Source organism: Pedobacter sp. GSP4 (genome assembly GCF_051857575.1).
Classification (GTDB): domain Bacteria; phylum Bacteroidota; class Bacteroidia; order Sphingobacteriales; family Sphingobacteriaceae; genus Pedobacter.
Window position 1 is genome coordinate 149,554 of record NZ_JBPZIR010000008.1, and the last position, 25,783, is coordinate 175,336.

Consider the following 25,783-nt stretch of genomic DNA (forward strand, 5'->3'; position numbering starts at 1 on the left):
ACCATGGCAAGAAATAGTCCGTAATGACACAAGCCATGACGGGTAATTCAAGATTGTCATCCTAAGCCTGTCGAAGAACCTCGTTAAACTCAAAAGACATTCCGTGTTTAACCACAGATAAACGGGGTGAACACAGATAAAAAAATAAAAATAACTGATGGTCTGTGGGGACACAGACCATGGCAAGAAATTGTCCGCAATGACACAAACCATCGCGGGTAATTAAGGATTGTCTTCCTGAGCCTGTCGAAGAACCTCATTAAAATCAAAAAAACATTCCGTGTTAATCCGTGTCTCCGTGGCCATTAACCACAGATAAACTGGATGAACACAGATAAAAATAAAAATAACTGATGGTCTGTGGGGACACAGACCATGGCAAGAAATTGTCCGCAATGACACAAACCATGACGGGTAATTAAGGATTGTCATCCTGAGCCTGTCGAAGGATCTCATTAAAATCAAAAAGACATTCCGTGTTAATCCGTGTCTCCGTGGCCATTAACCACAGATAAATTGGATGAACACAGATAAAGAATAAAATGGTCTGTGAAGACACAGACCATGGCAAGAAATGGTCCGTAATGACACAAACCATGGCGGGTAATTAAGGATTGTCATCCTGAGCCTGTCGAAGGACCCCATTAAACTCAAAAAGACATTCCGTGTTAATCCGTGTCTCCGTGGCCATTAACCACAGATAAATTGGATGAACACAGATAAAAAATAAAATGGTCTGTGAAGACACAGACCATGGGTAAGCCAATTTATTATAAAACTTCTTTTTTAACTCAGATTACCTGCATTTAGCCTTGCTCAATTTCTTTTAAATTATCCATTTTTTTGTAGGCCAAGAATCCTTTAATATCTTCAAAATGCTCGCGTACGCGTTTATTACCAAATTCGAATACTTTGTTCACCAATCCATCCAAGAAATCCCGATCGTGCGATACCAAAATCAGTGTTCCATCAAAATCCTTCAGCGCATCTTTGATAATGTCTTTGGTTTTCATATCCAAATGGTTGGTTGGCTCATCCAGAATGAGCACATTTACAGGCTCTAACAACAACTTAATCATGGCCAAACGGGTTTTCTCCCCTCCCGACAGTACTTTTACCTTTTTGGTGGTATCATCGCCGCTGAACATAAAGGCACCTAAAAGGTCTTTAATTTTTATCGTACCATCTGTTAATGGAATCTGATCGATGGTTTCGAACACGGTTAGGCTCTCATCCAATAAAGCTGCCTGGTTTTGGGCAAAGTACCCTATTTTGGCATTATGACCAACCTTTAAGGTTCCATCAAAATCGATTTCGCTCATAATCGCTTTGATCATGGTCGACTTACCTTCACCGTTTTTACCCACAAAAGCAACCTTTTCTCCCCGCTCAATCACCATCGATGCTTTTTCAAATACCACATGGTCGCCATAAGTTTTGGTTAGCTCTTCTACCATTACCGGGTATTGACCTGAACGTGGCGATGGTGGAAATTTCAACCTTAATGCAGAAGTATCTACCTCATCAATTTCGATCACCTCAAGCTTTTCGAGCATTTTTACACGCGATTGCACCTGTAAAGTTTTAGAGTAAGTTCCCCTAAAACGGTCTATAAATTCCTGGTTATCGGCAATAAAACGTTGTTGTTCCTCATAGGCCTTTAACTGGTGTATGCGGCGGTCGGCACGCAATTGTAGGTAGTGGCTATATTTAGCTTTATAATCATATATCCTACCCATGGTAACCTCAATGGTACGGTTGGCGATGTTATCTACAAAGGCACGATCATGGGAAATAACCATAACAGCCTTTGCAGAGTTGATGAGGAAATCTTCCAACCATTGAATACTCTCAATATCCATGTGGTTGGTAGGCTCATCCAATAAGATAAGATCGGGCTTCTTCAATAAAATTTTAGCCAGTTCTATACGCATGCGCCATCCGCCCGAAAACTCAGAAGTTTGACGGGTAAAATCTTTACGCTCGAAACCCAAACCTTTTAACACCTTTTCTACTTCAGCATCATAATTGGTCTCCTCTATCGAATAAAACTTCTCGCTTAGCTCGGATACGCGTTCGATCAGCTTCATGTAATCATCACTTTCGTAATCGGTACGTATAGTTAGCTGCTCGTTCAGCTCATCAAGCTCTTTTTGCATCTGGTTTACCTCTTCAAAAGCTTTCATCGTTTCTTCGAAAACGGTAACCTTATCCTGGGTAAGCAAATGTTGGGGCAAATAAGCTATTACAGCTTCTTTCGGACCAGTTACATTACCCGTAGTTGGTTTGGCCACATCGGCAATAATTTTCAAGATTGTTGATTTGCCCGCGCCATTTTTACCCATCAGGGCAATCTTATCGTTCTCGTTTATCGAAAAGGTTACGTCGCTAAACAGTGTAGTTCCGCCAAATGAAACGGAGATGTTATTTACATTAATCACAGTATGGGAATATTGAATTGCTGCAAAGATAGGAGAAACACACCGGAAAATAAGGATCGAAATAAAAGCATTGAAAAGGAGCCAGAAAATAGGTTAAAAAGCTGACGAAGCTTTATCAGCTACTACTTTACCGTGTTTAATAACCATTTGTAGATTTTTTAGCTTATTGATATCAATTAACGGATTTCCATCAATCACCGCAAAATCTGCTTTTTTACCAACCTTGATACTTCCTATGTTTTTTTCTTGTCCAACCGTTTCAGCTGAAATAATTGTTGCAGCCGCTAAAGCATCTGCAGGTGTGAACCCACAATTGTTCACAAAATAGTTAAGCTCATCCAACAAATGTGGATATGGATTGGTGAGTACCGTGATTTTATCTGTTCCCGCAGAAATTTTAACACCCAAAAGGTGAAGCTTTTTTACAATTTCAAAAATCCATTGTTCCTTTACCTCCGAAACACTTAAGGTGGCATCCAGTATCACATTACGTTTCTTCATTTCTGCTGCCAGTTCGCTTACATCAATGCTGCCGCCAACACTGTCTTTATAGGCCTGCGCAACTTTGCGGTAATTCATTTTTGGATCGTTTATTAAAGCAGATAACATACTGGCATGAGAAATTACCTCAACCCCTGCCCTAACTACCTCCAAGGGCCTTGCCGGATACATCATGGCGTGCCCCCAAACCTGTAAGTGGTTTCTTTTGGCCGCAGCAGCAATTTCCTTTAAAAAGGCTGCATCAAAAGAATGGTACAGTTTTACACCTGTGGCACCAAAATTTTTAGCCACCTGCATGGCGCTGTCCAAGTTAGTGCCTGGCTTTAAACATTGCTCCCAAGGGTGATAAGGCTCTTTTCTAATGTTCATGTCGCGGTTGTAATACCAATCGCCAGCCATAAAAGCTGCATAATAAACATCCGAACCGGGCCTAATATCCGAATTAACATCCTGCTGAACTTTTTGCAGAATTGGTCCATTTGCGGCAGGATCCCTGATGGTGGTAATGCCGTGCTTGAGCAAATACTCCAGGTATTGATAGGACCTTTCAATCGGGGAACCGCTAATACTACTTACATGGACATGCGAATCAACCAGTCCGGGAATGATAAACCGGTGCTGTAGATCGATTATCTTACCCTTGGTTTTATTTTGCTTAGCCGGAAAAATAGCTTCTATCCGATCATTCTTGATCAGGATTGTCATGCCTGTATCTACCTTTCCTTTCTCTACATCAACAATATTTACGTTTTTCAGGCTAAGGTAAACGGCATCTTTCTTTTGTTGTGCAAACACCGCCGGCAGAGTACAAAAGCATAAAAATACAAGCGCGGATATGCGCATTGCACTAGGTTTTATTTTCATTTTAGGATGGTTTGAATAAAATTTAAATTATCATCATAAAAAATGCAGGAGACATCCGTCATCCTGCACCATTATCTAACTACTATTAACATCAACTGCTTCTACTCAGTTGTTAATTTTCAAGTCTGTAATGACTTATCTTTTCATTAATTATTTGTTAAATATGCTATCGAGCTGTTTTTCTAAATCTTTTCCCCTTAAATTTTTAGCAACAATTTTGCCCGCTGGATCGACTAAAAAACTTGCTGGCAGGCTTTTTACACCATACAGCTCAGCTACCTTTCCATTGGTTGTTTTAGGATCGTTTAACTGAACCCAGGAAAGTTTATCCTGCTCAACAGCTTTTAGCCAGTTTTCTTTTGAACTGTCCATGGATAGGCCTACTATGGTAAACCCTTTCCCATTAAACTTTTGGTAGGCTTTAATTAAGTTGGGGTTTTCCAACCTGCATGGCCCGCACCAGCTTGCCCAAAAATCAACCAGCACGTATTTCCCTTTAAAATCGTTAAGGGAAACCATTTTACCGTTTGCATCGGCAAGAGAAAAACCTGGAGCCATTGCACCGGCAGAGGTATTGCCCTGTGCATCTATAAATGTTTTAATGCGCCTGCCATATTCGCCCTTTTTTATCTGGGGAGAAAGTGATTGATACAAAATATCTGCCCTGTTTCTATCGGGATACGTAACATACCTATTGAAAATGGTTATGGCTGAAACGACACTATTGGGATTCTTTTTAACAAAATCGTTAGCTAAACTGTCTCTCAGAACTTTTAAGCCAGCGCTAAAACTTGTTTTCAGCTTTTTGTCCATAGCTTCATCTCCGGTTGGGCTCGGCTTTTGCCCAATTATTGCCCCAGATGACTTTTGATATTGCTGGTAAAGCTTATTTTCCTTACCGGCATCGATTTCCAGATTGTAGAATTTAGTTACCTCTCCATTGAATTTGATTTCTGCAGGTTCGAGAATAAATATCCTGATCTGCTGGTTAACCGAGTTCGACAGGGTACAGAGTACTGATTCCACCACCCGCATTTTCTTGGAGAAGAGGCCATTTTTTGTGGTAACAGAATCCTGGTACAGGGTATCATCAAGCTCGTAAGAAAATTTAACCCATCCGTTTCCCAAACCTGCTATGTTCCCGGTGGTATGCGCAAATTGTTGCGCATACCCAGCAGAACATACCATCATCAATACCAGTAATGCAATGTTTTTGATATTTCGTAGCATCATCATAATCTGTTTTAAAATATTAGTAGTTTAATCCAGGTATTGGCGATTCTGTTAAAATCTTATCCAACATCTGTTTTAAATAAGCCAGGTGTATTTTGCTGTCCGCATCATTCGTTCTGCCAATTGCACTGCCAATATCCTTGCGGAGGTCTTTCAAATGTGCGTATGCCAGCGGTTTCACGTTGGAGTAAAGCAGAATTTCAGTTGGTGTAACGCCTGCCAGAATATTATCTAACGAACCTTGTAAGGCAAAGCGTTTATTGTACATGGTGATGATACTGCCCACATACATTTTCTGTAAACTGCGGCGGTAAGAATCGATAGCCTTTCCGGTTTTTATTTCCGAAAAAATACCGTTTTTAAGATCATTTAACCATTGCTGAGGCGAATAGGCACCTTTGCCATAATCGCGTTGATTAACCATTAAACGGAATAAACGGCTTTGAGAAGTAACCGAAGCAACAACGCCCGATTGCAAATTCTCCACTTCACCAAAACCATATTTAGGATCGATCTTATTTAAAATCTGCTCGTTTAACAACCATTTTGGCGTGGTAAAAATTTCATCGTTAATAAATTTAATCGCCTCTTTCTGTTTGGCCAGGCTAACAGGTTTATAAACGGCACCTGCCTGCTCGTAAGTTTTTTCAGTTACGTTAACACCTCCCAAATTTTTAATTACGTGATAAGCATATTTAGAAAGCTGCCCAACTGCCTCTTTATACATTTCTTTCAAATCGGTATAATCTTCGCCGTCTTCCCTGGTCCAGTAAATTAACTGTGGAACTACACGCTTTAAGTTTTTAATGCCATACTGACTTGCTTTTATCGCATCGTCTCCTAAATCTTCTGATTGAGAACGTGGATCATAATCTTTGCCCTCGCCGCCAAACCAAAGTCTTTTGTTGGATGCCAAACTATCGATGGTAATTTTGTTCAGTATTTTTTTATCGGCCGCAGCATTTGCCGTACCAAAAATCGGCTTATAACCCCATTGAATGGCCCATTTATCGTAATCGTTAATTCTCGGGAAAATTCCGGCCTGGCTAACGTTATCTTCTGGCTGTGCTACATAATTAAATCGCGCATAATCCATAATTGATGGTGTGTGGCCATGTGCCTCCACCCATTTCTTATCTCTTAATTTTTCTACCGGCACGGTACTACTTGCGCCCATGTTGTGGCGTAAGCCTAATGTATGGCCTATTTCGTGTGAGGAAACAAACCGGATCAATTGCCCCATCAGTTCATCATCGAATTTATTTTTGCGGGCTTTCGGATCTATTGCACCAGCCTGGATCATGTACCAACGGTGCACCAGGTTCATCACATTGTGGTACCAGCCAATATGGCTTTCCAAAATTTCGCCTGTACGTGGATCGGCAATATTTGGTCCGTAGGCATTTTGCTGAGGTGATGCAAAATAGCGGATTACAGAGAAGCGCGCATCATCTAAACTCATGGTTGTATCGGCTTCTGGCCATTCTTTACCAACAATTGCGTTTTTAAAACCCGCCTGTTCAAAGGCTTTTTGCCAATCGTTTACGCCAGCGATGAGGAATGGTCTCCATTTTTTTGGCGTCGCCGGATCGATATAGTAAACAATCTGTTTTTTGGGCTCTACCAGTTCTCCCCTTTTAAATTTTTCAATATCCTCCTCCTTTGGTTCTAATCTCCAACGGTGGATGAAGGCCTCTTGCTCTACTTTCTGCTGATCATCTTTATACCTGATGTTTGCGCTGGCGAAGAAACCCACCCGGGCATCGTACATCCGCTTTCTCATCGGGTTTTCCGGAAGCATTATAAAAGAGGTATTCATGCCCAAAGTAATGGCACCAGATTCGCTGGCAGCAGGCAAACGGCCCCCAACAGAATTATATGTACGGATGCTTTTTACTTCGGTATTGATTGGAAAACTTTTTACACTTTCAATGTAAGAACGGTCGGCTGCCTGCGCTCCCAAATTGTATGCTTTTTTATTTTCTGCATCGAAAGATAATAAGGGCGTTTCGCTGATCAAGAAATCCGTAACATCAATTACAACCGATGATGAATCTTTGCTTTTTGCCTTGATCGGGAAAGCGGCCATAATCGGATTTAAGTTAGAACTGGCCACCGCTTTTGAAATCATATCGGTAGAATCGGCAATGCTAACCGTTGCCGAAACTTTTAGGAACAGTTTATTGCTTGGTCCTAACTCCCAGTACACGATGCGGGCACCAACTTCTTCCCCACCGTAATTTCCGGCCCCAGGTGTTGATTTACTTAATCTGTTTACCGCCAAAATCTCCTTCTTAAGCAAGGTATTCGGAATTTCAAAGAAATATTTATCCGCTATTCTATGGACTGTAAACAGGCCTTTTTGGGTTACCGCCTTTGCGGTAATTACCTCACTGTATGGCTTTATTGGATTTTTTAACGAATCTGGTTTAGCCTTAGGCGCAACAGCTGTTGCTACAGGAGCTTTCTTTTTCTTTTTTAAAATACTGCACGACTGTGCGGTTGCACCGAGCATGCCGATGGCTAATGCCAGGTAAAAATACCTGACATTAAATTGGTTTTTTGTGTTCATTTGTGTTTTAGTAACCTGGGTTTTGAGTTAAAGTATAATTAGCGTCGAGAGCCGCCTGTGGAATGGGTAAAAGCTTTGATTTAGGTGTGTAACCTGTTTTTATTGCACTTAAAACAGCATCGGCCTCACCGGTGCGCTTTAAATTGAACCAGCGGAATGCCTGCTCGCAGAAAAGTTCTTTTCTGTTTTCGAGTGCAATATCACTTAATAAGGTAGCAGGAATGGTAGAAGTGCTTAATGTTGCCGCAGCTCTTGTTTGTATGGCATTCAAATCGCTCAGGGCACCTGTTAAATTTGTTCCGGTTCTTGCTCTTGCTTCTGCACGGATCAGGTAAACTTCGGCCAATCTAATTACAGTTTGAAGTTCGGTTACACCAGCTGTTACTGCCAGGGCATTGGTTCTGTATTTGTATTTAAAGGGTAGCGTGTAAACCGTACCCGAAAGTGTGGTGTGGTTCATCCAGTTAATCCGCCTTAAATCTGTTGTTTCAAACAGCGCCGTAAACCTTGGATCGATGCGGTAAACAAAACTGGTTACCGTAGTGGTAGTACTTGGGATAAAAGCAGCCGCCTCGTTGGTATACTGGTTTGTGGATACTATCGGTGGCGACATTTGCCAGATACTTTCAGCACTATTTTTGATAAACAGGCCGGTACCCATGGTTGCCCTCGGAATTAAACTGTATAAACTTGATGCAATCACTTCCGAAGCATTACTCTCGGCCGCAGCATAATTACCGGTAAACAGGTATACCCTGGCCAAAAACGCCGTGGCTACAAATTTATTTACGCCAATGCGGTCGCCAGCTGTGGCACTGTAATCAACCAGTAGGTTTGCCTTTGCATCACTAAGGTCGGCAATAATTTTGGTGTAAATATTTGCTGTGCTTTCTCTGGGTTGAAAGGCTGTAATAGTTGGGTCGGTAACCAAAACCAAAGGCACATCGCCAAAGGTGTTTACCAGGTTAAAATAACAGTAAGCCCTTACAAACTTAGCCTCAGCTATATATTGCTTTTTAATTGCGTCCGAAGCTCCCGTAGAAGTTTCGAGACCATTAATGATGGCATTTGCACGATAAATAATGGCATACCATTCAGAAAAGATACTGGCCTGCCCCGTACTCAATGCATTATAGCTGTTATTATTGTACTCTTGCAACCCCCCAACGGTAGAAAGGTACAAAAGATCATCAGCCTGTAATGAACTATAAACAGTAAGGTTTGTCGATTGGGTGGAGGCTTGCGATAAACTGCTGAACAGGCCTGAACGGGCGCTGGTGGCCAACTTATCTGATGCAAATACCAGATCAGTTGTAACCTGATTTAATGGTGCATCGATTTCGATAATTTTTTTACACCCTGTACTGGCCATCACCATGAAAACCAGCGAGCAAATAATGATGTTGTATTTTGATTTTAACATGATAATCCGGATTTAAAAAGTGAACTGTAAACCAGCAATTAATGTGCGCAATGGCGGAGTGGCTACGCCTTGCGATTCTGGGTCGAACCCTTCATAATTGGTGATGGTAAATAAATTCTGTCCCTGTGCATATACCCTGATATTTGGCGCATTGGTTTTAGAAATCCATTTAGTTGGCAATACATAAGATAAGCTTACATTCTTCAACCTGATAAATGAAGCATCAACCAACGAAGCATCCGAACCAGAATAATAACTGTAGGCCAAATAAGCTGCAGAACCTGCTGTACCACGTGTGCCTGCAGTAACCAAATAATCTTGAGAACCCAGTGCCAGATAATCATTTACAATACTTAAGGCTGCATTGCTAAAATAACCCGGAGGATAGAATGATGAAGAGAGTAAACTTCTGCCCTGCTGTTTTACAAACTGGAAGGTAAAATCAAGTGTTAATTTCTTATAACTAAATGTGTTGGTTAAACCACCGTAAAATTTAGGGTAAGAAGTGCCTGCGTAATAACGGTCGCCGCGGCCTGTTGCGGCAAAACCTGTTGTTGGATTATTGATACCCCCAACACCATTAAAATCGGTAAACGATGGTAAGTTGGTTGCTGGATTTATGCCTGCATATTGATATAAATAGTATGAACTAATCGGATTACCAACTACATAAGTAGCGAAGTAGGATGATTTTTCGATATCAGGAAACGACAATAATTTATTGTGGTTTTGACTGATATTAAATGAAGAGCTCCATGAAAAATCTTTATTTCTGATGTTTGTACTTGTTATAGCCATTTCCCAGCCCGAGTTTTGAACTGTTGCCGGCAAATTACTCTGGTAGCCGGTAAAACCTGCCTGCGCACTGGTTGTTAAATTAATTAACTGGTTGCTTGTTCTGTTGCGGTAATAAGAAGCACTTAAAGATAAACGGTCATTGAAAAAAGCCAAATCTAAACCAATATCGAGCTTTTTGGTCTGTTCCCACTTGTAATCAGGATTGGGCAAACGCGATGGATTTAACCCTGTTGAACCTGCATAAACATAAGTTGAAGCCGTATAAGTATCCAAATAGCCATAATTATCTATGTCATCACTACCCACAACCCCGTAACTGCCCCGAAGTTTACCAAAACTGAACCAGCTGAATTTATTTTTGAGTAATTTTTCTTCTGAGAAGATCCATGCACCACCAACCGATCCGAAATTACCGAATTTATTGTTTGGCCCGAACCTCGAAGAACCATCCCTTCTAAAATTAACGTTTAAGATGTACTTATCTGCCACATTATAATTTACCCTGCCGAACAGCGATGCATATTTATAATCAACAGAGCTGCTTGTTGTACTTACTATCGAAGCCGCGGTAACAGTTCTTAAAAAATCGTCAGAAGTAAATCCCGATGCGCTTGTGCTATAAGGCAATTTAGACTGTTTAAACTGATAGGTTCCACCCACCAAAGCATTCAGTGTACCCTTCCAGATTCTGTTGGTATAGGTAATCTGTGGTTCTACGATGTAGTTATTGGTATAATTGTAAGTGTAGTTTGCCGTACCCGATGTTGGGTTAAAATTCGGATTTAACGAAGACAAAGGCCTTGTAACCACCTGGTTCATATCTGTTTTGCTATAACCTATGCTGGCCTTAACATCCAAACCTTTCAGTACATTGTATTTTAAGGCTAAATTGGTTAACAGGTTCGAAGTACGGTTATCATTTGATTGGCTTAAATATCCCAATGGATTATTGGTAAAACCATCCCAGTTTAAGCTACCATCTGCTTTATACAAAGGAAAATTTGGTGCAAGGCTATAAGCCCACGTGGCCAGATCAGTGGTAGAAATGTTGTTTTTATCGGTTGAATAAATAGCACTTAGCGCTAAATTGAAACGCTGATCGAGCGAAGCGTGGTTTAAGTTTAACTTACCGCCGCCGCGTTGATAACCCTGATCGCCTGGAAAAACATTGCCCTCTTTGTGGTAAGTTCCGCTTAAGAAAAAGTTCGTTAACTCATTGCCGCCCGATAAACTGGCCGTTACATCGTTGGTATGTGCTGTATTGCCCAACATATAACGTTGAAAATCAGTATAACCATTTTGGTCCCAAACCAACAGGTCGGGAGCTGAAGTAGCCGTTGGTGTTGCCGGGTTTGTGGTATTGTTGGCAAAAGCTTTTCTTCTTAATGCCAGATATTGCTCGGTACCCACCGTTTCTACAAAGTGAGATACATTTGATGCACCGGTTGAAGCATTTACATTAAATTTTGTTCTACCGGGCTTGCCTTTTTTGGTGGTAATTAATATCACACCATTTGCTCCTCTAGAACCGTAAATGGCTGTTGCATCTGCATCTTTCAAAACCTCGATACTTTCAATATCGGATGGATTGATGGTATTCATCGGACTTGTGTTACCTTCAGCAGACGGTAAGGCAGCGCCTGATTGCGATGAAGCAAAAGCTGCTGTATTGATAGGCTCAGATAAATACGGAACCCCATCAATAATATAAAGTGGGCGGTTCGGCTTCACACCGTTTAGGCCAATTGCATTTGCACCCCTTATTTGAACATTAATGCCTGCGCCCGGCAAACCATTGGTTTGTACAACGGTTACACCAGCCATGCGGCCTTGAAGGGCCTGCAATACGTTGGTAACAGGCTGTTTTTCGATATCTTTTGCGCTGATGCCAACCTGCGAACCGGTGCTTAACCTGCGTGTGGTTGTTCCATAACCGATTACCATTATTTCATCAAGTTTAGCCGGATCCAAAACCATGTTAACTGTTAACGTAGCTGTTGCTGTAACTTCAATGGTTTTGTAACCAACGTATGATAAGACAAGCGTCGGATTTTCGTCAGTGGCTGAAATGTAAAACTTACCGTTGTTCCCTGTAGCAGTTGATCGGTTGGTACCTTTGACTTTTACACTTACCCCCGGAAAAGGCTGGCCCCTTTCATCAAGCACAGTACCAGTAACAGTAATATGATCAAAATAACCGGTAACCTTGTCCAGAAAGCTTTTTTCCTGAATAATTACCGTTTTGTTTTCAATAATAAAAGTAAGCGATTGGTTAGATAAACAACGCTTTAGCGCTTCGCTAAGCTCGGCATTGCTCACATTAATGCTCACCGGAAAAGATTTAGCAATTAAATCCTGGTCGTATATAAAATCGTAACCAGTTTGTGTTCTTATGGTTTTGAATACATCGGTTAAATTTGCATTTTTTTGATTAATTGTAACCCTTTGAGCAAGTGTTGCTGCACTTACCTGCATCATTACAGCCAATAATAAAAACGTAGTTACACGCATAATCAGCAGAATTTTTGGGATACGGCCGGAAGACCCACCCAGTTTGTTTGGGTAAAATTTGTACATTTGTTTGGTTTTTAAGTTGAATAGTCAGTCGATTGATTTATTAGCACTAAAAATCTTTAGCCAGAGGTGTTCCACCACCCCTGGTTTTTTTATTTTAGGGCCACGTATAATTTGGTGTTATCTGGTTACCGTGATCCTCCTTCCTTCAATTTTAAAGTGAACTTTTCCAGTTTCTTCCATTACTTCTAAAACGGAAGAAATATTTTTTGATCTCGAAATCCAACCGCCAAGATTTAACTTTTTAGGGGCATCATCACTATAAACAATCTCCACATCGTACCAGCGGGCTATTTTTCGCATAATTGATCTAAAATCGTTGTGCTCCAAAATAAAATCACCATTTTTCCAGTCGATAAAATTGCCCGCATTTACATTTAAAACCTTTACCGCTTCGCCATTTCCATGGGCTTGCTGGCCCGGTTTCAACATTACGGCATTGTTTACCCTAACACTCCCTTCCAGTAAGGTTGTTTTCGTTGTTATTTCATCAGCGTAAGCGTTTACATTGAAATGCGTACCCAGCACTTCAATCTTCTGATTTTCGGTTTCTACAGTAAACGGTACCCTCCTGTCTTCAACAGATATTTTACTTACTTCAAAATAAGCCTCACCTTTAAGTTTAACACTTCTTTCGGCTGCAAAAGAAGTGGCAAAAGTTACCGATGATGATGCGTTTAACCACACCTTGGTTCCATCGGGCAGGTTAACCTGATATTGGCCACCGGCAGGCGTTTGAATGGTATTGTAGGCTATTTTGTTGCCAACAACCGGTTGGTTGGGCATTTCGTAAACAATTTGTCCATCGGCAGTTTTCGAAATTTTAACCCCGGCCTGATCGGCCAAACGGCCATTATCAATTTGATCCAAGTCGATCTGCTTCCCATTATCCAGCACCAAAATAGCACGGTCTTTACCTGCCTTAATATCTTTGCTGGCCGGAAGACTAGCCAGATAGGATGATTGATGGTTTTGATTGTAAATTAAAATACCGGCCAAAGAAATAACCAGCAGCGCAGCTGCAGCATAAAACAGCGGGTGTAATTTTATTTTCCGGGCCGGTTTGGTATTGGCTTCTACCGATTTCCAGATCTGCTGCGTTTCAGTAGCTAAGAACGACTCCGTATACGCTGGAAGTTTCTTGCTGTTCAGGTTAATATAGGCCGACTCCAGCCAGGCTTCCTCTTCAAGAGTAGCTTCGCCTGCAATATACCGATCTAAAATCTGCCTGAATTTTTCTTCTTCCATTTGAGTATTAAGCTTGATATAAGTAATACAACTGTGAAAGACAGATTGGGGATATAGAATTAAAAATTATTTTACATTAAGGTAATGTACAACGATTAGTATTAATCCAATTTTACTTTTTAGTATCCGTAATGCCTTTTTCATTTGATCGGCCGCAGTAGATTCGGTAATGCCCAGGCGGGCGGCCACTTCTTTATTGGATAGATTTTCGTGCCGGCGCAATTCGAAAACGGCCCTCATACGGGGCGGAAGATTGGCAATTTCTGCCGCTATCATTGCTGCAAACTGCTTTTCGCGTACCAGCGTATCGGTGTAAATTCCGCTATCGGCATTTGCTTTCGAAAAATGATCGGCATAGGCGTTTACCAGATTCTTGTGCTTAATGAGGTTGAAAATGCTGTTGCGCAGTGCAATAAATAAATAACCCGATAAATTATTCCCCTGTTCGATGGTTTCGCGTTTATGCCAGATTTTCATAAACATTTCCTGAACCACATCGCGCGAATCGCTCTCGTTCCGAAGTTTATTGAAAGCATGTGCGTACAATAAATTGCTATACCGGTTAAATATTTCGGTAAATGCTGCATGATCATCATTTTTTAAATGATGTAAAAGATCATCGTCGGTTAAATTTGCGTATGAGATGCCAGTATTGGTCATTTCAGGGGTTAAAAAGTATCAAATAGTTAGGGATAGGTAGATGAATAATCAAAAATAGAAATATTTAACATAATTGTTACACCTATTTAATGTAATTCAACAATTTCTGACACGGTTTATTGAATAGTTCCTATTAAAACTATCGCCAATCTAGCTCCGAGATACCTTTTTGTACCTTCTAACCCCGTCGCCGAAGCCAGAAGCATCGCTGACCTACCTAAAAGCTTTGCGAGCGAACCTAAAAGCTCCGCTCACCTACCTCTGAGCACCGTCGGCCTACCTAAAAGCTTTGCGAGCGAACCTAAAAGCTCCGCTCACCTACCTCTAAGTACCGTCGACCTATCTAAAAGCTTCGCCAGCGAACCTAGAAGCTCCGCTCACCTACCTATTAGCATCGCTGACCTACCTGAAAGCCTCGCGAGCGAACCTAAAAGCTCCGCTCACCTACCCCTTAGATACCTTTTCGTAACCCTGAGCACTAAGTTGATCTTCAGAGCTACTTTTAAATGGCAATTAAGGGCCTCTTACTTGTTTTATACTTATTGATTGCTAATTCAAAAATGCTTTTGGTGATGAATGGCCAATGTCCTAATTAATGATTTTATTTTATCACTTTGCAACCTTCGACCCAAAATCTGCATCCTAATAAAAACCCTATCCATGAAATATCCACTACTGCTTTTATTTGTTTTATTAACCTTTACCACGAATGCACAAAAAATTACCACTCAGGATAGTATAAAAGTATTTTACGACAAGCTTTTCTCTGCACTAAAAATTGGGTATTTACATAAAAAAGCGGTTAACTGGCGAGTTGTTGAATCGGAAACTAAACAAAACCTAACACAATACAGCAGTTTTAAAAATTCGCTAAATGAAATAAAGCCTTTATTTGACAAGATAAAAGCGAACCATTGCCTGGTATACCATAAACAGGATAAATATTCTGCAACGCGGAAAACCATATCGAAAGATGATTACAGCGAGCAGTGGAAAGAGAAATATGATACCAAGCCAGGTTTTGAAGCCAAAGTAATTGATGGAAAGTATGGCTATATTTTAATGCCGGGTATGGTATTTTTCGATACAAGTTCAGATAACATCCATAAAATAGCGCAGCCCCTATACGATCAGATTGCGCAGATTAAGGCCAAAAATAAAATTGAAGGATGGATTATTGATTTGCGTTTTAACACAGGTGGAAACTCATGGCCCATGTTGCTCGCCTTATACGATTTTTTAGGAGACCATGATATTGGCGGTTCGCTAAATGTAAATAAAAGGCAGGTAAATAAAATTAAATTAAGTAAGGGGCAGTATATCGACAATGCGAAATCAATATCGTACATTACCCCTAATGGAGCATTGCTGGATACCTCAAAGGTTGCTCTAATTACCGGTGTATTAACCGGAAGCTCAGGAGAGGTAACGGCAATGGCATTCAAGGGCCGTCCCAATACTACTTTCATCGGAGAAAATACTGCTGGCTTTACTACTGGAAATATTTCTTGGCCTTTACCTTTTGATAGTACCATGGCGCTGACCAGTTCTTACGACTGTGATCGGAATGGCGATTATTACGAACAGCTTATTCCAGATATTGCTGTTTCTAAACAAGATAATTTTGATGACCTGCTGCTGGACAAAAATATTCAAGAGGCCATCAAATTTATTATGCGTGCTGGATAGCGAAATCCGTTTGGTATGCAATTGGCATCTTCGGAGATAGCTTACTTCAGATTCCGCACTTTTAACATACTTTTTAATTCTTCGCTTTTATATTTCGGTTGATTAACCAGCTTATAAATAAGAAATAATGGAATTATGGTAAGGAAGCCCCAGGTGTTTTTAATAACGCTGTAAAATATAACGCCTGCAAGAAAACCGATCAAGAAACCATTCATGATGGCCGCTGATTTCATTTTTTTTGCTTCCTGCAGCAACTCTTCGTCTGTTAGTTCGGCTAGTGCTTTTTGTTCCATGTTCAATATTGGGTGATTACGTTAATATTTGGATGCATTATTCATTATGGGAGCCAATGTTCAAATATAAACAATAGACTTATTTATTGTAAAAAGGAAAACCATTGATCTGCTTTTTTCTGTTTTGCCGGCTCAAATGGTTGTAAATAGGCAAGCGCCCAAAATCTATAGGCAGTACGGTAGCCGGTTCCAAGAATCACATTATTAATTATTGTATCGGTGTGGCACTAAAGCTTTGGTTGAAATAGAGTATTGCGTCATAATTCTTTGCCAATATATCCCATAAAAAATATTTCTTCGGGTTTTCGGGCTCAAACAACCATCCTGCATAAAGATTAAATGATGGCTTAACGAACAGTTGTTGATAGATTGAGTTTTTATCCGCTGAACTAAAATCTAGGTAAAAAGAATTTAAGCCCGCTGATTTTAACGCTGCCCCCAACGATTGCTTTTGCAGATCTTGAACTTCATTCGCTTTGAGGTAATAGCGTGAATCTCGCTTATTTAAAACAAATGCATTAAATGTTGCTGCCCCAGTAAAAATGCCAATATTATAGAAGCTGTCCCCAAAAATTTTCTTGAGGAAAAAACCCATTGTCGCATTTTCGATCTTTCTAACATGTGCATTATGCCCACCTACAAATACTTTTTGTTCATTATTATTTTGCGATAGAAACCTAACATTTTCGGCCATGCAGCTATCCCTGTAGTATGGTGTAATATTTTTACCCAGTATTTTGGCTTGAATAGTTTGCGCCACAACTTTACATAGAAAACTGATGTAATTAAAATAATGATCAGAGCGTTTGGATTGAATGATAGGCTTTAATAGACTAATACTATCACTAACCACTTTTAAGTTATTTCTGCAGGTTTTCAGCTCCTCTACATTAAATCCTTTTTGATCGAGGCTTTTTCTGTTGGCTGTTATTATGGCAGTTACTGATTCTGCCGACAAAATACCTTTGCCAACCAAAGAATCTGCTAAATAGCTTTCAGGGATACTGCTCATGGCATAATCAATCCCGTAAAACTTGATTTTTTCTTCTGCTGGTTTTGAAAGATTATAATTTCTAATCCAAGCGATCAGCTTTTCTGTTTCTGTGGTATTGTACATCCACATACCAAGTTGTTTACAGGCAGATTTTGCAGTTCCCTTTCCATAGAGGAGGTATTCATTAACCACTTCGCAGTTTGAAACAGCTTCGAGTGCCAATAATTTAACGCCGCAATTTTTTACCAGAAATTTAAAAAGCTTAAATCTGCTAATTTGTGCATCAGACGTTCCATGAGTAGGTTCGCCCAAAGCAATTATTGTTTTTCCGTTAAAACGTTCTTTGTTAAAATTAAAACTTTCGTTTTCCTGCTGACCAACTGCTATCGCATTGTTGCTTAACCAATTTTTTAATCCGGTTGATGGTTGCCCAAAGCACAACAATGGAGAGATAACAAGAAGTAATATTTGGATCTTTGGAGAGAAAGCATGCATAACTGAAAGTAAAATTATTTTTACTACTTATACAATGATTTAACTTCATTTAACAAAAATCAAACATCATTATTTCTTCGCTACGATTTTGATAAAGAGTTTAAGGTCGTCTGCAATAGCACGATCAGCAGACTTACCAAAGAACTTCTCTAATGTATTATTTACGCTCCAATCCATTCTATTCATGATCAGCGTTCCATTCAGCACAACAGTTCCGTCCATTCCATCCTTAAATTGCATATTGGCCGGAAAAGCAACGGCCTTCGTAATACCTTCGATGGTTAGCTTACCGGTCACTTTTACATTTCCATTATTCCCTGTATCAACCTTTGTAATTACCAATGTAGCAATAGGGAACTTTTTAACATCGAAAAATTCAGGAAACTTATTGTGCGGCCCATCACCATCAAATTTTAGTTTAATCGTATGCATGTCCGCTTCAACTTTACCACCAACCAGCTGACTGTTTTCGATCAACAATTCTCCTTTATGTATATCGATGCCCCCCGTTATGGAACCATCACTAACTAACTTGGAACCCTCCCACGCACCAAGTACCATATAACCTTTCCATACCACTGCACTTTGCTTCGTATCAATGCTATATTTTTTCTGCCCACGTTTATTATAGAAGTCAGTAATGGTTTTTCCATTATAACGGTACACGCCGGTAGCATCTCCAAACCAAACACTTCCATCGCTAGCTTCCGAAAGCCCAAAAAAAGCTTTTCCAGACATTATTTCGGTTACGCTGGGCTTCTCGCTATACAAGGATTTTGCATTATAACGGGAAAGTGCCTGGGTATGCGGATTAGCCGGATTTACTGAACCAGTAGTCCAAATGTTTCCTTCTTTATCTTGCATAATGGCATAAGCAGCCCTCTGCGATACCTTGGTAAAAGTTCCGTTGCCTGTGCCGGCCGAAGTTGAAGGCATATAGCGCCATAAGCCACCAGTTTGGCTCACTTTAAAGCCATTGAAACCGCTGAGCCAGATATTGCCTTTTCTATCTTCCATTATCGCCCAAACGTCGAGAAAGGGTTCGCCATTATGGGTTAAGGTTGTAAATTTTTCCCCGTCATAAACAAAAGCATCGCCCCTAGTACCAACCCACAATTTTCCTGTTCTATCTTCAATAATTGTGGTAATATCATTATTCAAATGCCCGTCTTTATAAAAAAGCGGAGCGTTCGGCGAGGTAAAATTCCGGAAAGATTTCCCATCGTAACGACTTATCCCCCCTCCTGTGCCGAACCAGATTATTCCGGCTTTATCTTCATAAACAGACATCACCCGATTACTGGCAAGTCCATCTTTGGCAGTAAAATGTTGAACGGATTTAGCGCCTGCATTGAGCGGAGCTGATGTACGGTAATAGTAAACGCCTGAATCGGTAGTCGTGAACCAAAAATTCCCCTTTTGATCTTCCAGTGCATCCCAAAATCGGTGCTGACCTATTTTATTGCTAAGGTTAATAAAAGATTTCCCATCGTACCGAAAAACATCACCAAATGATGAGTTGTTCGGTCCAGCAAACAGCATGGTACCATTTCTGCCTTTTTTGATATTACGCACCATGATGTTAGGTCCAATGTTTTTAATTTCCGACCCAATACTATCTTTTGAAACATTTGTTTGGCTTTGCCCACAGGAAGTGAGAAATGCAGACATTAAGAACAAAGCATATACGTGTATGTATCTCATAATTTTTGTATTTATTGATCCTACTAAAATTGACTCAGCGAATCTACCCTGATATTTTTCGCCGCAACGAATTTGGATTGTAAATAAAAATGTAAACTTTGTAAATAATGCCTTGACATTAGGCGTGGTGCCTTAAATGCCTTATCGAAGGCAGGTGGATGGTGTAGAGGCTGATTTTGCTAGGTTGACATTGATGTAATTAATCGGCCATTATGGTAGGGGTGGGATTTTAATTATAGTTGAAACCGGATTCCGTTCCAATTACGTAGCCTTTTGCAGGATACTCTATACACTTATTTTTGAACTCATCCCTCAGCTGCATAGTCCGACCCCAATCTACCTGGTGTAGATTGGTGGAACTAAAACACACTCCGGGCCTTGAGCCAAGTTCTATAAATTAAAAACTTACCGAAAGTGATGCCCGGATATTAAAAGGTGTTCCGGGGGTAAAATGAATCTCCTCTACCGGGGCAGTTTCATTTTGAAGCCTCGATTCGGTGGCAAACTGTGTTTCGTTCCAGGCCCTGTTGAAAATATTCTCGGTAATCAGCCCCAGGGTGAAGCGTTTCCAGGTGTAGTTTACATTCGCATCGGTAATAAAATAACCTTTAGCAACGATAGAATTGTCTTCGTTTGCAGGACGCGATGCGAGGTATCTTGCTTTTAGGCTTCCCGAGAAATGATCAAGATCTTTTACACTTAAGCCCCAGGTAAAGGTAAATGGCGGGGCAAGCGGTATGTAATTTGCACCCGTAGGCTCATCAAGTGCCCTGCCATGGTTATAAGTGATATCGCCATTCGCAAAAAGCCAGTTGTTGAGCTGATAACGCAGGCCAAAATCTATTCCTTTCCTTGCAGTACGGCCACTGGGTTCAATTACGCCTTCATCGCCAATATACACAAATTCCTGTTGCAGATACAGGTACCAGAGGGCTGCATTCAAGATCAACCGTGGCACCGGTTTCCAGCTCATACCAAGATCGGCACCGTAAGCTGCAGGCAAAATCTGTTTGGTTGTTTGCGCCAATACTACTCTCGAATCGTTGCTGTGAAAACCTTTACCCAGCTTTAAAAAGAACTGTAAATCTTTGCTATGGTTGTACAGGAAATTCAGTTTTGGACTTAAAGTGGCTTTTCCGGTTGAAGCATTTGCATCATTGTTCAAATGATCAACATACCTGAAATTAAAATAATCTAAACGAAGCGAAGGATTGATCAGCAGCTTGCCCAGATCGATTTCGGCATTTAAAAAGGTATAGGCATTAAGTTCGTTCACATTGCCAAACTGGATACGTTCGAGCGTAACATCGCGGTTTAAAGTATGTGAAAGTTCGATGTTGTTTATATCATCTCCCCTTAGGCCTGCACCGAACTGGATACCGTAATCTGCTGCATCAGTATTAAATTTTCTATTCAGCACCGATTGAACGCCATAGAGGTTTCTGTTCTCTTTTTGCCTGATCTGATCCCCATTTACCGGGTCATTTAGAAAGAAGGTAAAATTGCTGTATAGTTCAAAGCGGTAGCGGCTGTAAAAGGCATTGGTCTTTATGGAGGTATTTTCGCCGATCAGCTTATCAAACTGCAGGTTTGCATTGGTGCGTGCGGTTTTGCCCCCTTCATTGCTGTCTATCGCCCCAAACCTGCCGATCAATCCCTCATCAACAGCTCGCTGTGGAATCTGCCCTGATGCCAGCCAAGAACTGTTGAAATGCATAAAGGATATAGAAATTTTATCCATGTTGGCAAAGGTCCTGGTATATTTTCCCATCAGGTTTAAGCGCTTAAAATCCTGAGCGGCTTCAAATGGGCCATCAGTTTTGATATAACTCCCTGCCAAGTAAGCAGACTGTTTGCCGTCATTTACCAAATTGAACATACCGAGCCCTTTGAAGGTGTTAAACTTCCCACCTTCAAGGCTGATCACGTTATCATCCAACCGCTCCTTGGTCTGGAAGGATACATAACCTGCCGTTGCCATATTTCCTTTATCGGTATGGTAGGGACCTTTATCAAAATCGATCTTTTCTACAAGCTCGGGAATCAGAAAATGCAGGTCTGCATAACCCTGGCCATGTGCATGGCCAACCATATTTACCGGCATCCCATCAACAGAAATATTGATATCGGTTCCGTGATCGAGATCAAAACCGCGCAGAAACAATTGCTCTGCCTTGCCGCCTCCTGCATGCTGGCCGATAAAAAGCCCAGGTACTTTTCTCAATAGCTCCTGCGAAGAATTAACAGGATTGGTGGCAATATCTATTGCCGCTACGGATGAGAGGTGATTTATTCCCTCTGATACCACCACTTCATCCAGTTGAAAGCTGGATGGATTTAGAACAATGTTCAGGTCTTTTCCTCCAACAACAATCAACTGTGGTTGGTAGCCTAAAAGGGTGATGCGGATAGAATCGCCTGTTTTAACATCTTTCATTGCAAACAGACCCTGCTCATTGGTATGGGCATGCTTCCGGCTGCGTTGGTTTTGCAGATATACATCTTCAAGCGGCAAACCAGCTGGGTTTGAGATTTTTCCTTTTAGATGCTGTGCAGAAGCAGCTGAACACAATAGGCTGAGCAGGATAAGGCAATATATTTTCATCGCTGCGAAATTAGCCATTGCCGGATAAAAAACAATAACCTGCGCGACAAATACCGGAAGCTATAATATTACAGGAATGGAACTTCCATAGTAATGACACTGCATGGTTTCTTCATCTACAGATAGCGGTAGATTGGTATGTATGGTGATAGCTTCACAACAAAGTCCCAGTTACACAATTTTTCCACCTGTGATCCTGTGCATACCAATTATTATGGGTTTTGCAATGGTTTAAAGCTATTTTTAAAAGAGTAAAGCCTCTAATTTCAACATGTTAAGGCTTTTAATTTACTCTTTGTACCGATCAACGGGACTACTTTCAATATTTGAAAGCCTTTTTATTGCTAATTGAACCTATAGTGGACGATTTAAAGTTGAAAGGTTTTATAAAATAATCAGCAAATTTTTACCATAATAACTTACAAAATACCTTCGCCGGGAAAATTTGAACCGAAAAACTTGACATTTTAAAAAATAATTAAGCCATACATTTTGATACGCAAGTACTGAGAAGAAATCTGGTTACTAAAGCAGCCTTTATCTTTCTGGAGTGATAAAATTTAACAATAAATTAAACCACAATACTGTGATATAATTTATTTCTATTTGATATATTTGTCTGCGATTTATAAAAGTTATCCTTTAAGAAAACATACATTATGACTACTCAACTATCCAACCAACAGGAGCTCAAAAAACTAACTAAAAACAGAGATTTTTTCAAAGGCCTGCTCATCGGTGCCTGTATATTATGGCTTTTTATCTTAGTTGCTGCCTTTTACTTTTATTACAAAAAAGATAATATAGCCTTGTTTATCCCTTTATTTACTTTAATCGTAGTTTTTCTTCCGATCTATCTTCGGATTAAATCACTTGAAGCCGAGATAAAATCCAAGAAGTTAGATTAGCCGGCTTCTTGTATTCATCTTCTCTTCCATATGTCAATGTCCGCGCGTTTCGCTTTTAAAGTGTCATCCTGTTTCGCTTCATGGTGGCCGCCTGTTTCGGAGCAAGCTGGCCGCGCTGATCACTTGATCAGATTTTCTTAGCAAAGCATTTTCTGATCACATTTTTATTTAAAGCTAGTTTAAAGCCATAGGTTCAAAAACACAAGCATCAGCTATGCTTTTGGTCATGAGGCGATTTTGAACGCTTTTAAGCACTTTTTAAGGTGTTTTGGATAGATTCTTTGGTTAGCTGAAATTTAAGAGGATGAACATCTCTGAAAAGAGATAGCCTGGAAGGCTTAGCATCAGAAAGAAATTTGAAAACCGTCGGCCTATATTTGTTCAGAGGGAAAGGAACTTTTATGCCAAAGCCCGGCAATCAAATTTGCGGCCAGTTTGGTCCGAAACGGAGGGGTCACTTTTGCCGAAATACGCAGACTCAGTTTTTCTCCTCATCAAATCAAGTTCACTAAAGAAACTGCTAAAGCGCTTTTAATCGAGCCCATAAAACTTAAAAAGAACAACACCTTCAAAAAATAAAAAAGCTTCACGAATTAAATGAAAAGATCTATAAGTTGGAGGAGAGGTTAATGAATAATGAAATTGAAAGTTCAACGTATCAAACCTGGTTTCAAAAATTTAAGGAAGAAAAGGCAGTACTTGAACATTCTTTAAATAAAAATGAACCATCAAAAATTAGAAATGAGGATGAGTTGGTTGAAAGGCTTCTACCAAGCTTGGGAAATCTTTATGAAATATACGAAAAGGGAAACATTACGCAAAAGCATACTCTAATGAGAGGGGTGTTCAAAGATAATCTGGCATGGGGTGACAACATGTTTAGAACCGCTTTTATTGACCCAACCTTCAATGATAACATACTGAAAATCAAGAAAAAAGGGTTGCTTTTTAACGAGCAACCCTTTAAGGTTTTGGGCTTGAGCCCGGTTAGTACCCAGCGCCGGAGTCGAACCGGCACGGTTTCCCACAGGTGTTTGAGACCAGCGCGTCTACCAATTCCGCCAGCTGGGCATTTGCTTATTCAGCGGGATGCAAATGTATAAATTAAGCCGTTAATTCACAAATTTAATTTGCATCTTTTTATGTTTAATCTGATTTAAAAAGATCGCATCAATTTGATGCATGATCTAATAACAACTGGTTCAATTGTTTAACTTCTTTTTGATTCATTTTAATATCTATTGGTAGATAAACTAAATTTTGAAGCATTAGCTCATTTGAAGTTTTTGACACCTGATTATTGGAATATACCTTAACTAAACTGGAGGCTTTAGAAGTGGCATCGAATCCTTTTTCCCTTAATTTAGCAATTAACAAGGGTGGATGATTTACCATTATTGGAATTACCCAGTGCGTGTGCCTTAAGTTGGTACCTCCAATAATATTCCGCTGATCCAAGCCCTGCAATATTCGGTTTGCCAGGCTCATTCTTTGATCAATACGGGATTGGTTAAAACCCCTCAACTTACCCTGCAAAACACATAAATTGGCATAACATGGCCTGTACCCGATCTTCTTTATCACATCTGCCCCCGGAAATCCTCGTGTAAAACCACTAATAAGCGCATCAAAGTCTTTACCAAATCGCTGGCATAGCCAATAAACCAGGCCAAACAAGAACCTTGTGGTAAGCAGATTGATCAGCGTTGCATTAAATATTTTTTTGAAATAGCGGGCAGTTCTTTGTACCGGCAGTTTATTGTTTAATCTGCTTACCGCCGCCAATAGTTGTTCATTTTTAATTAAAAGTACCGCCCCGCTTAAAGCAGTATTTGTTTTGATCAGACCAAAACTGAACAAAACCACGTCTGATTTCGGGTTGCCTGCATAAACTCCGTTATATGCCTGGGCGCAATCTTCAATCACAATCAGGTTATGCAATTTAGCGATGTTAAGCAACGGCTCAGTGTCCATTGTGGCACCAAACAGGTGGGTAATTAACAATAGCTTTGTTTTCGGTGTTATGGCTGCCTCCACTTGCCCTACTGTTAAACCCAGTGTATCTTGATTTATAGGTAGGGGTACAATTTTTAAATGGTGTGCGGTGATGATCGCAAACATATCGGGGATATTGATATCCGAAACCAGTATTTCGTCGCCAGGTTTAAGATTTAGCGAGTCTATTAGCAGATGAAAACCTGTTCGGACCGAAAGGCAGGGTAATTGATTTTTAGGGAACTGAATGCGTTCTTTTTTAATTCCGCAAGCACTGCCAATGCAGAATAACGCCGCCTTAAAAAGTTCTGTAAAGCGGATATCCAGCCTACCCCTGGCAATCATTTGTTAAACTGGTATAACATTAAGGCTGGTAATTTGCACATGGGCAATTAGTTTAACACTCTTTCATCTTTTAGTTTTCTATCTACTACAAATGGAGCAAAAGGGAGTAAGGAAGCTACAAATATCAATAAAGCTTTACCAAATTTCCATTTTTGTTCCTGCCAGGCCAGTACCAATGTAGCTGCATAAAGTACAAATAATAAACCATGTGCCCAGCCTGTATATTTTACATACAAAGGCATATTTGCGAAGTATTTTAAAGGCATGGCTACGAATAACAAAAGCAGGTACGAAATACCTTCGGCTACGGCTACTTTACGGAAAATAGAAAGTGAACTGTTCATTTGATCTGATTGTTTGCACCGAAAGTAAAACAAAGCAGGTGCCTATCAAAAACTAAAAAATGATTTTACAATCTGGTGTCTTACGAGGTAGAAGGCA

The 25,783-nt window shown here is 40.3% G+C and carries 15 protein-coding genes and 1 tRNA gene; 1 reads left to right on the forward strand and 15 read right to left on the reverse strand.

Annotated features, from left to right (window positions below; translation table 11 throughout):
• Positions 1–806: 806 nt before the first annotated feature.
• The 8 genes from abc-f to ACS5PU_RS19065 form a co-directional block, all read right to left on the reverse strand.
• The gene (abc-f, locus tag ACS5PU_RS19030; protein ID WP_439460748.1) at positions 807–2,441 is read right to left on the reverse strand and encodes a ribosomal protection-like ABC-F family protein; all 1,635 of its coding nucleotides are present in this window, start codon (positions 2,439–2,441) and stop codon (positions 807–809) included.
• 93 nt (positions 2,442–2,534) lie between these two features.
• Entirely contained in the window at positions 2,535–3,806 is a 1,272-nt protein-coding gene (locus tag ACS5PU_RS19035) for an amidohydrolase family protein (protein ID WP_439460749.1), read from the reverse strand.
• 150 nt (positions 3,807–3,956) lie between these two features.
• Positions 3,957–5,042 (reverse strand): redoxin domain-containing protein, encoded by a 1,086-nt coding sequence (locus ACS5PU_RS19040; RefSeq protein WP_439460750.1) that lies wholly within the window; start codon positions 5,040–5,042, stop codon positions 3,957–3,959.
• Positions 5,043–5,058: 16 nt separating this feature from the next.
• The gene (locus tag ACS5PU_RS19045) at positions 5,059–7,611 is read right to left on the reverse strand and encodes a zinc-dependent metalloprotease (protein ID WP_439460751.1); all 2,553 of its coding nucleotides are present in this window, start codon (positions 7,609–7,611) and stop codon (positions 5,059–5,061) included.
• Between the two features lie 7 nt (positions 7,612–7,618).
• Entirely contained in the window at positions 7,619–9,034 is a 1,416-nt protein-coding gene (locus ACS5PU_RS19050; RefSeq protein ID WP_439460752.1) for a RagB/SusD family nutrient uptake outer membrane protein, read from the reverse strand.
• 12 nt (positions 9,035–9,046) lie between these two features.
• Positions 9,047–12,409 (reverse strand): TonB-dependent receptor, encoded by a 3,363-nt coding sequence (locus tag ACS5PU_RS19055; RefSeq protein WP_439460753.1) that lies wholly within the window; start codon positions 12,407–12,409, stop codon positions 9,047–9,049.
• A gap of 117 nt (positions 12,410–12,526) precedes the next feature.
• Complete coding sequence (locus ACS5PU_RS19060) at positions 12,527–13,654, reverse strand: FecR family protein (protein WP_439460754.1); 1,128 nt, start codon at positions 13,652–13,654, stop codon at positions 12,527–12,529.
• Between the two features lie 66 nt (positions 13,655–13,720).
• Positions 13,721–14,314, reverse strand: coding sequence for an RNA polymerase sigma factor (locus tag ACS5PU_RS19065; protein ID WP_439460755.1), 594 nt, complete (start codon positions 14,312–14,314; stop codon positions 13,721–13,723).
• Positions 14,315–14,974: 660 nt separating this feature from the next.
• On the opposite strand from ACS5PU_RS19065, the gene ACS5PU_RS19070 reads away from it, so the two are divergent.
• Entirely contained in the window at positions 14,975–16,003 is a 1,029-nt protein-coding gene (locus tag ACS5PU_RS19070; protein ID WP_439460756.1) for a S41 family peptidase, read from the forward strand.
• Between the two features lie 41 nt (positions 16,004–16,044).
• On the opposite strand, the gene ACS5PU_RS19075 is transcribed toward ACS5PU_RS19070, so the two are convergent.
• From ACS5PU_RS19075 to ACS5PU_RS19105, 7 genes are all read right to left on the reverse strand, one after another.
• Entirely contained in the window at positions 16,045–16,296 is a 252-nt protein-coding gene (locus tag ACS5PU_RS19075) for a hypothetical protein (RefSeq protein WP_439460757.1), read from the reverse strand.
• A gap of 208 nt (positions 16,297–16,504) precedes the next feature.
• Positions 16,505–17,785, reverse strand: coding sequence for an erythromycin esterase family protein (locus ACS5PU_RS19080; RefSeq protein ID WP_439460758.1), 1,281 nt, complete (start codon positions 17,783–17,785; stop codon positions 16,505–16,507).
• A gap of 69 nt (positions 17,786–17,854) precedes the next feature.
• A complete protein-coding gene (locus ACS5PU_RS19085) occupies positions 17,855–19,489 on the reverse strand; it encodes a two-component regulator propeller domain-containing protein (RefSeq protein ID WP_439460759.1) in 1,635 nt (544 codons plus the stop codon).
• Positions 19,490–19,886: 397 nt separating this feature from the next.
• Positions 19,887–22,094: a TonB-dependent receptor gene (locus ACS5PU_RS19090; RefSeq protein ID WP_439460760.1), complete on the reverse strand. Its 2,208-nt coding sequence runs from the start codon at positions 22,092–22,094 to the stop codon at positions 19,887–19,889.
• A gap of 1,899 nt (positions 22,095–23,993) precedes the next feature.
• A tRNA-Leu gene (locus tag ACS5PU_RS19095) sits at positions 23,994–24,073 on the reverse strand.
• Between the two features lie 99 nt (positions 24,074–24,172).
• Complete coding sequence (locus tag ACS5PU_RS19100) at positions 24,173–25,342, reverse strand: aminotransferase class V-fold PLP-dependent enzyme (protein ID WP_439460761.1); 1,170 nt, start codon at positions 25,340–25,342, stop codon at positions 24,173–24,175.
• 47 nt (positions 25,343–25,389) lie between these two features.
• Complete coding sequence (locus ACS5PU_RS19105; RefSeq protein WP_439460762.1) at positions 25,390–25,686, reverse strand: DUF3817 domain-containing protein; 297 nt, start codon at positions 25,684–25,686, stop codon at positions 25,390–25,392.
• Positions 25,687–25,783 lie beyond the last annotated feature (97 nt).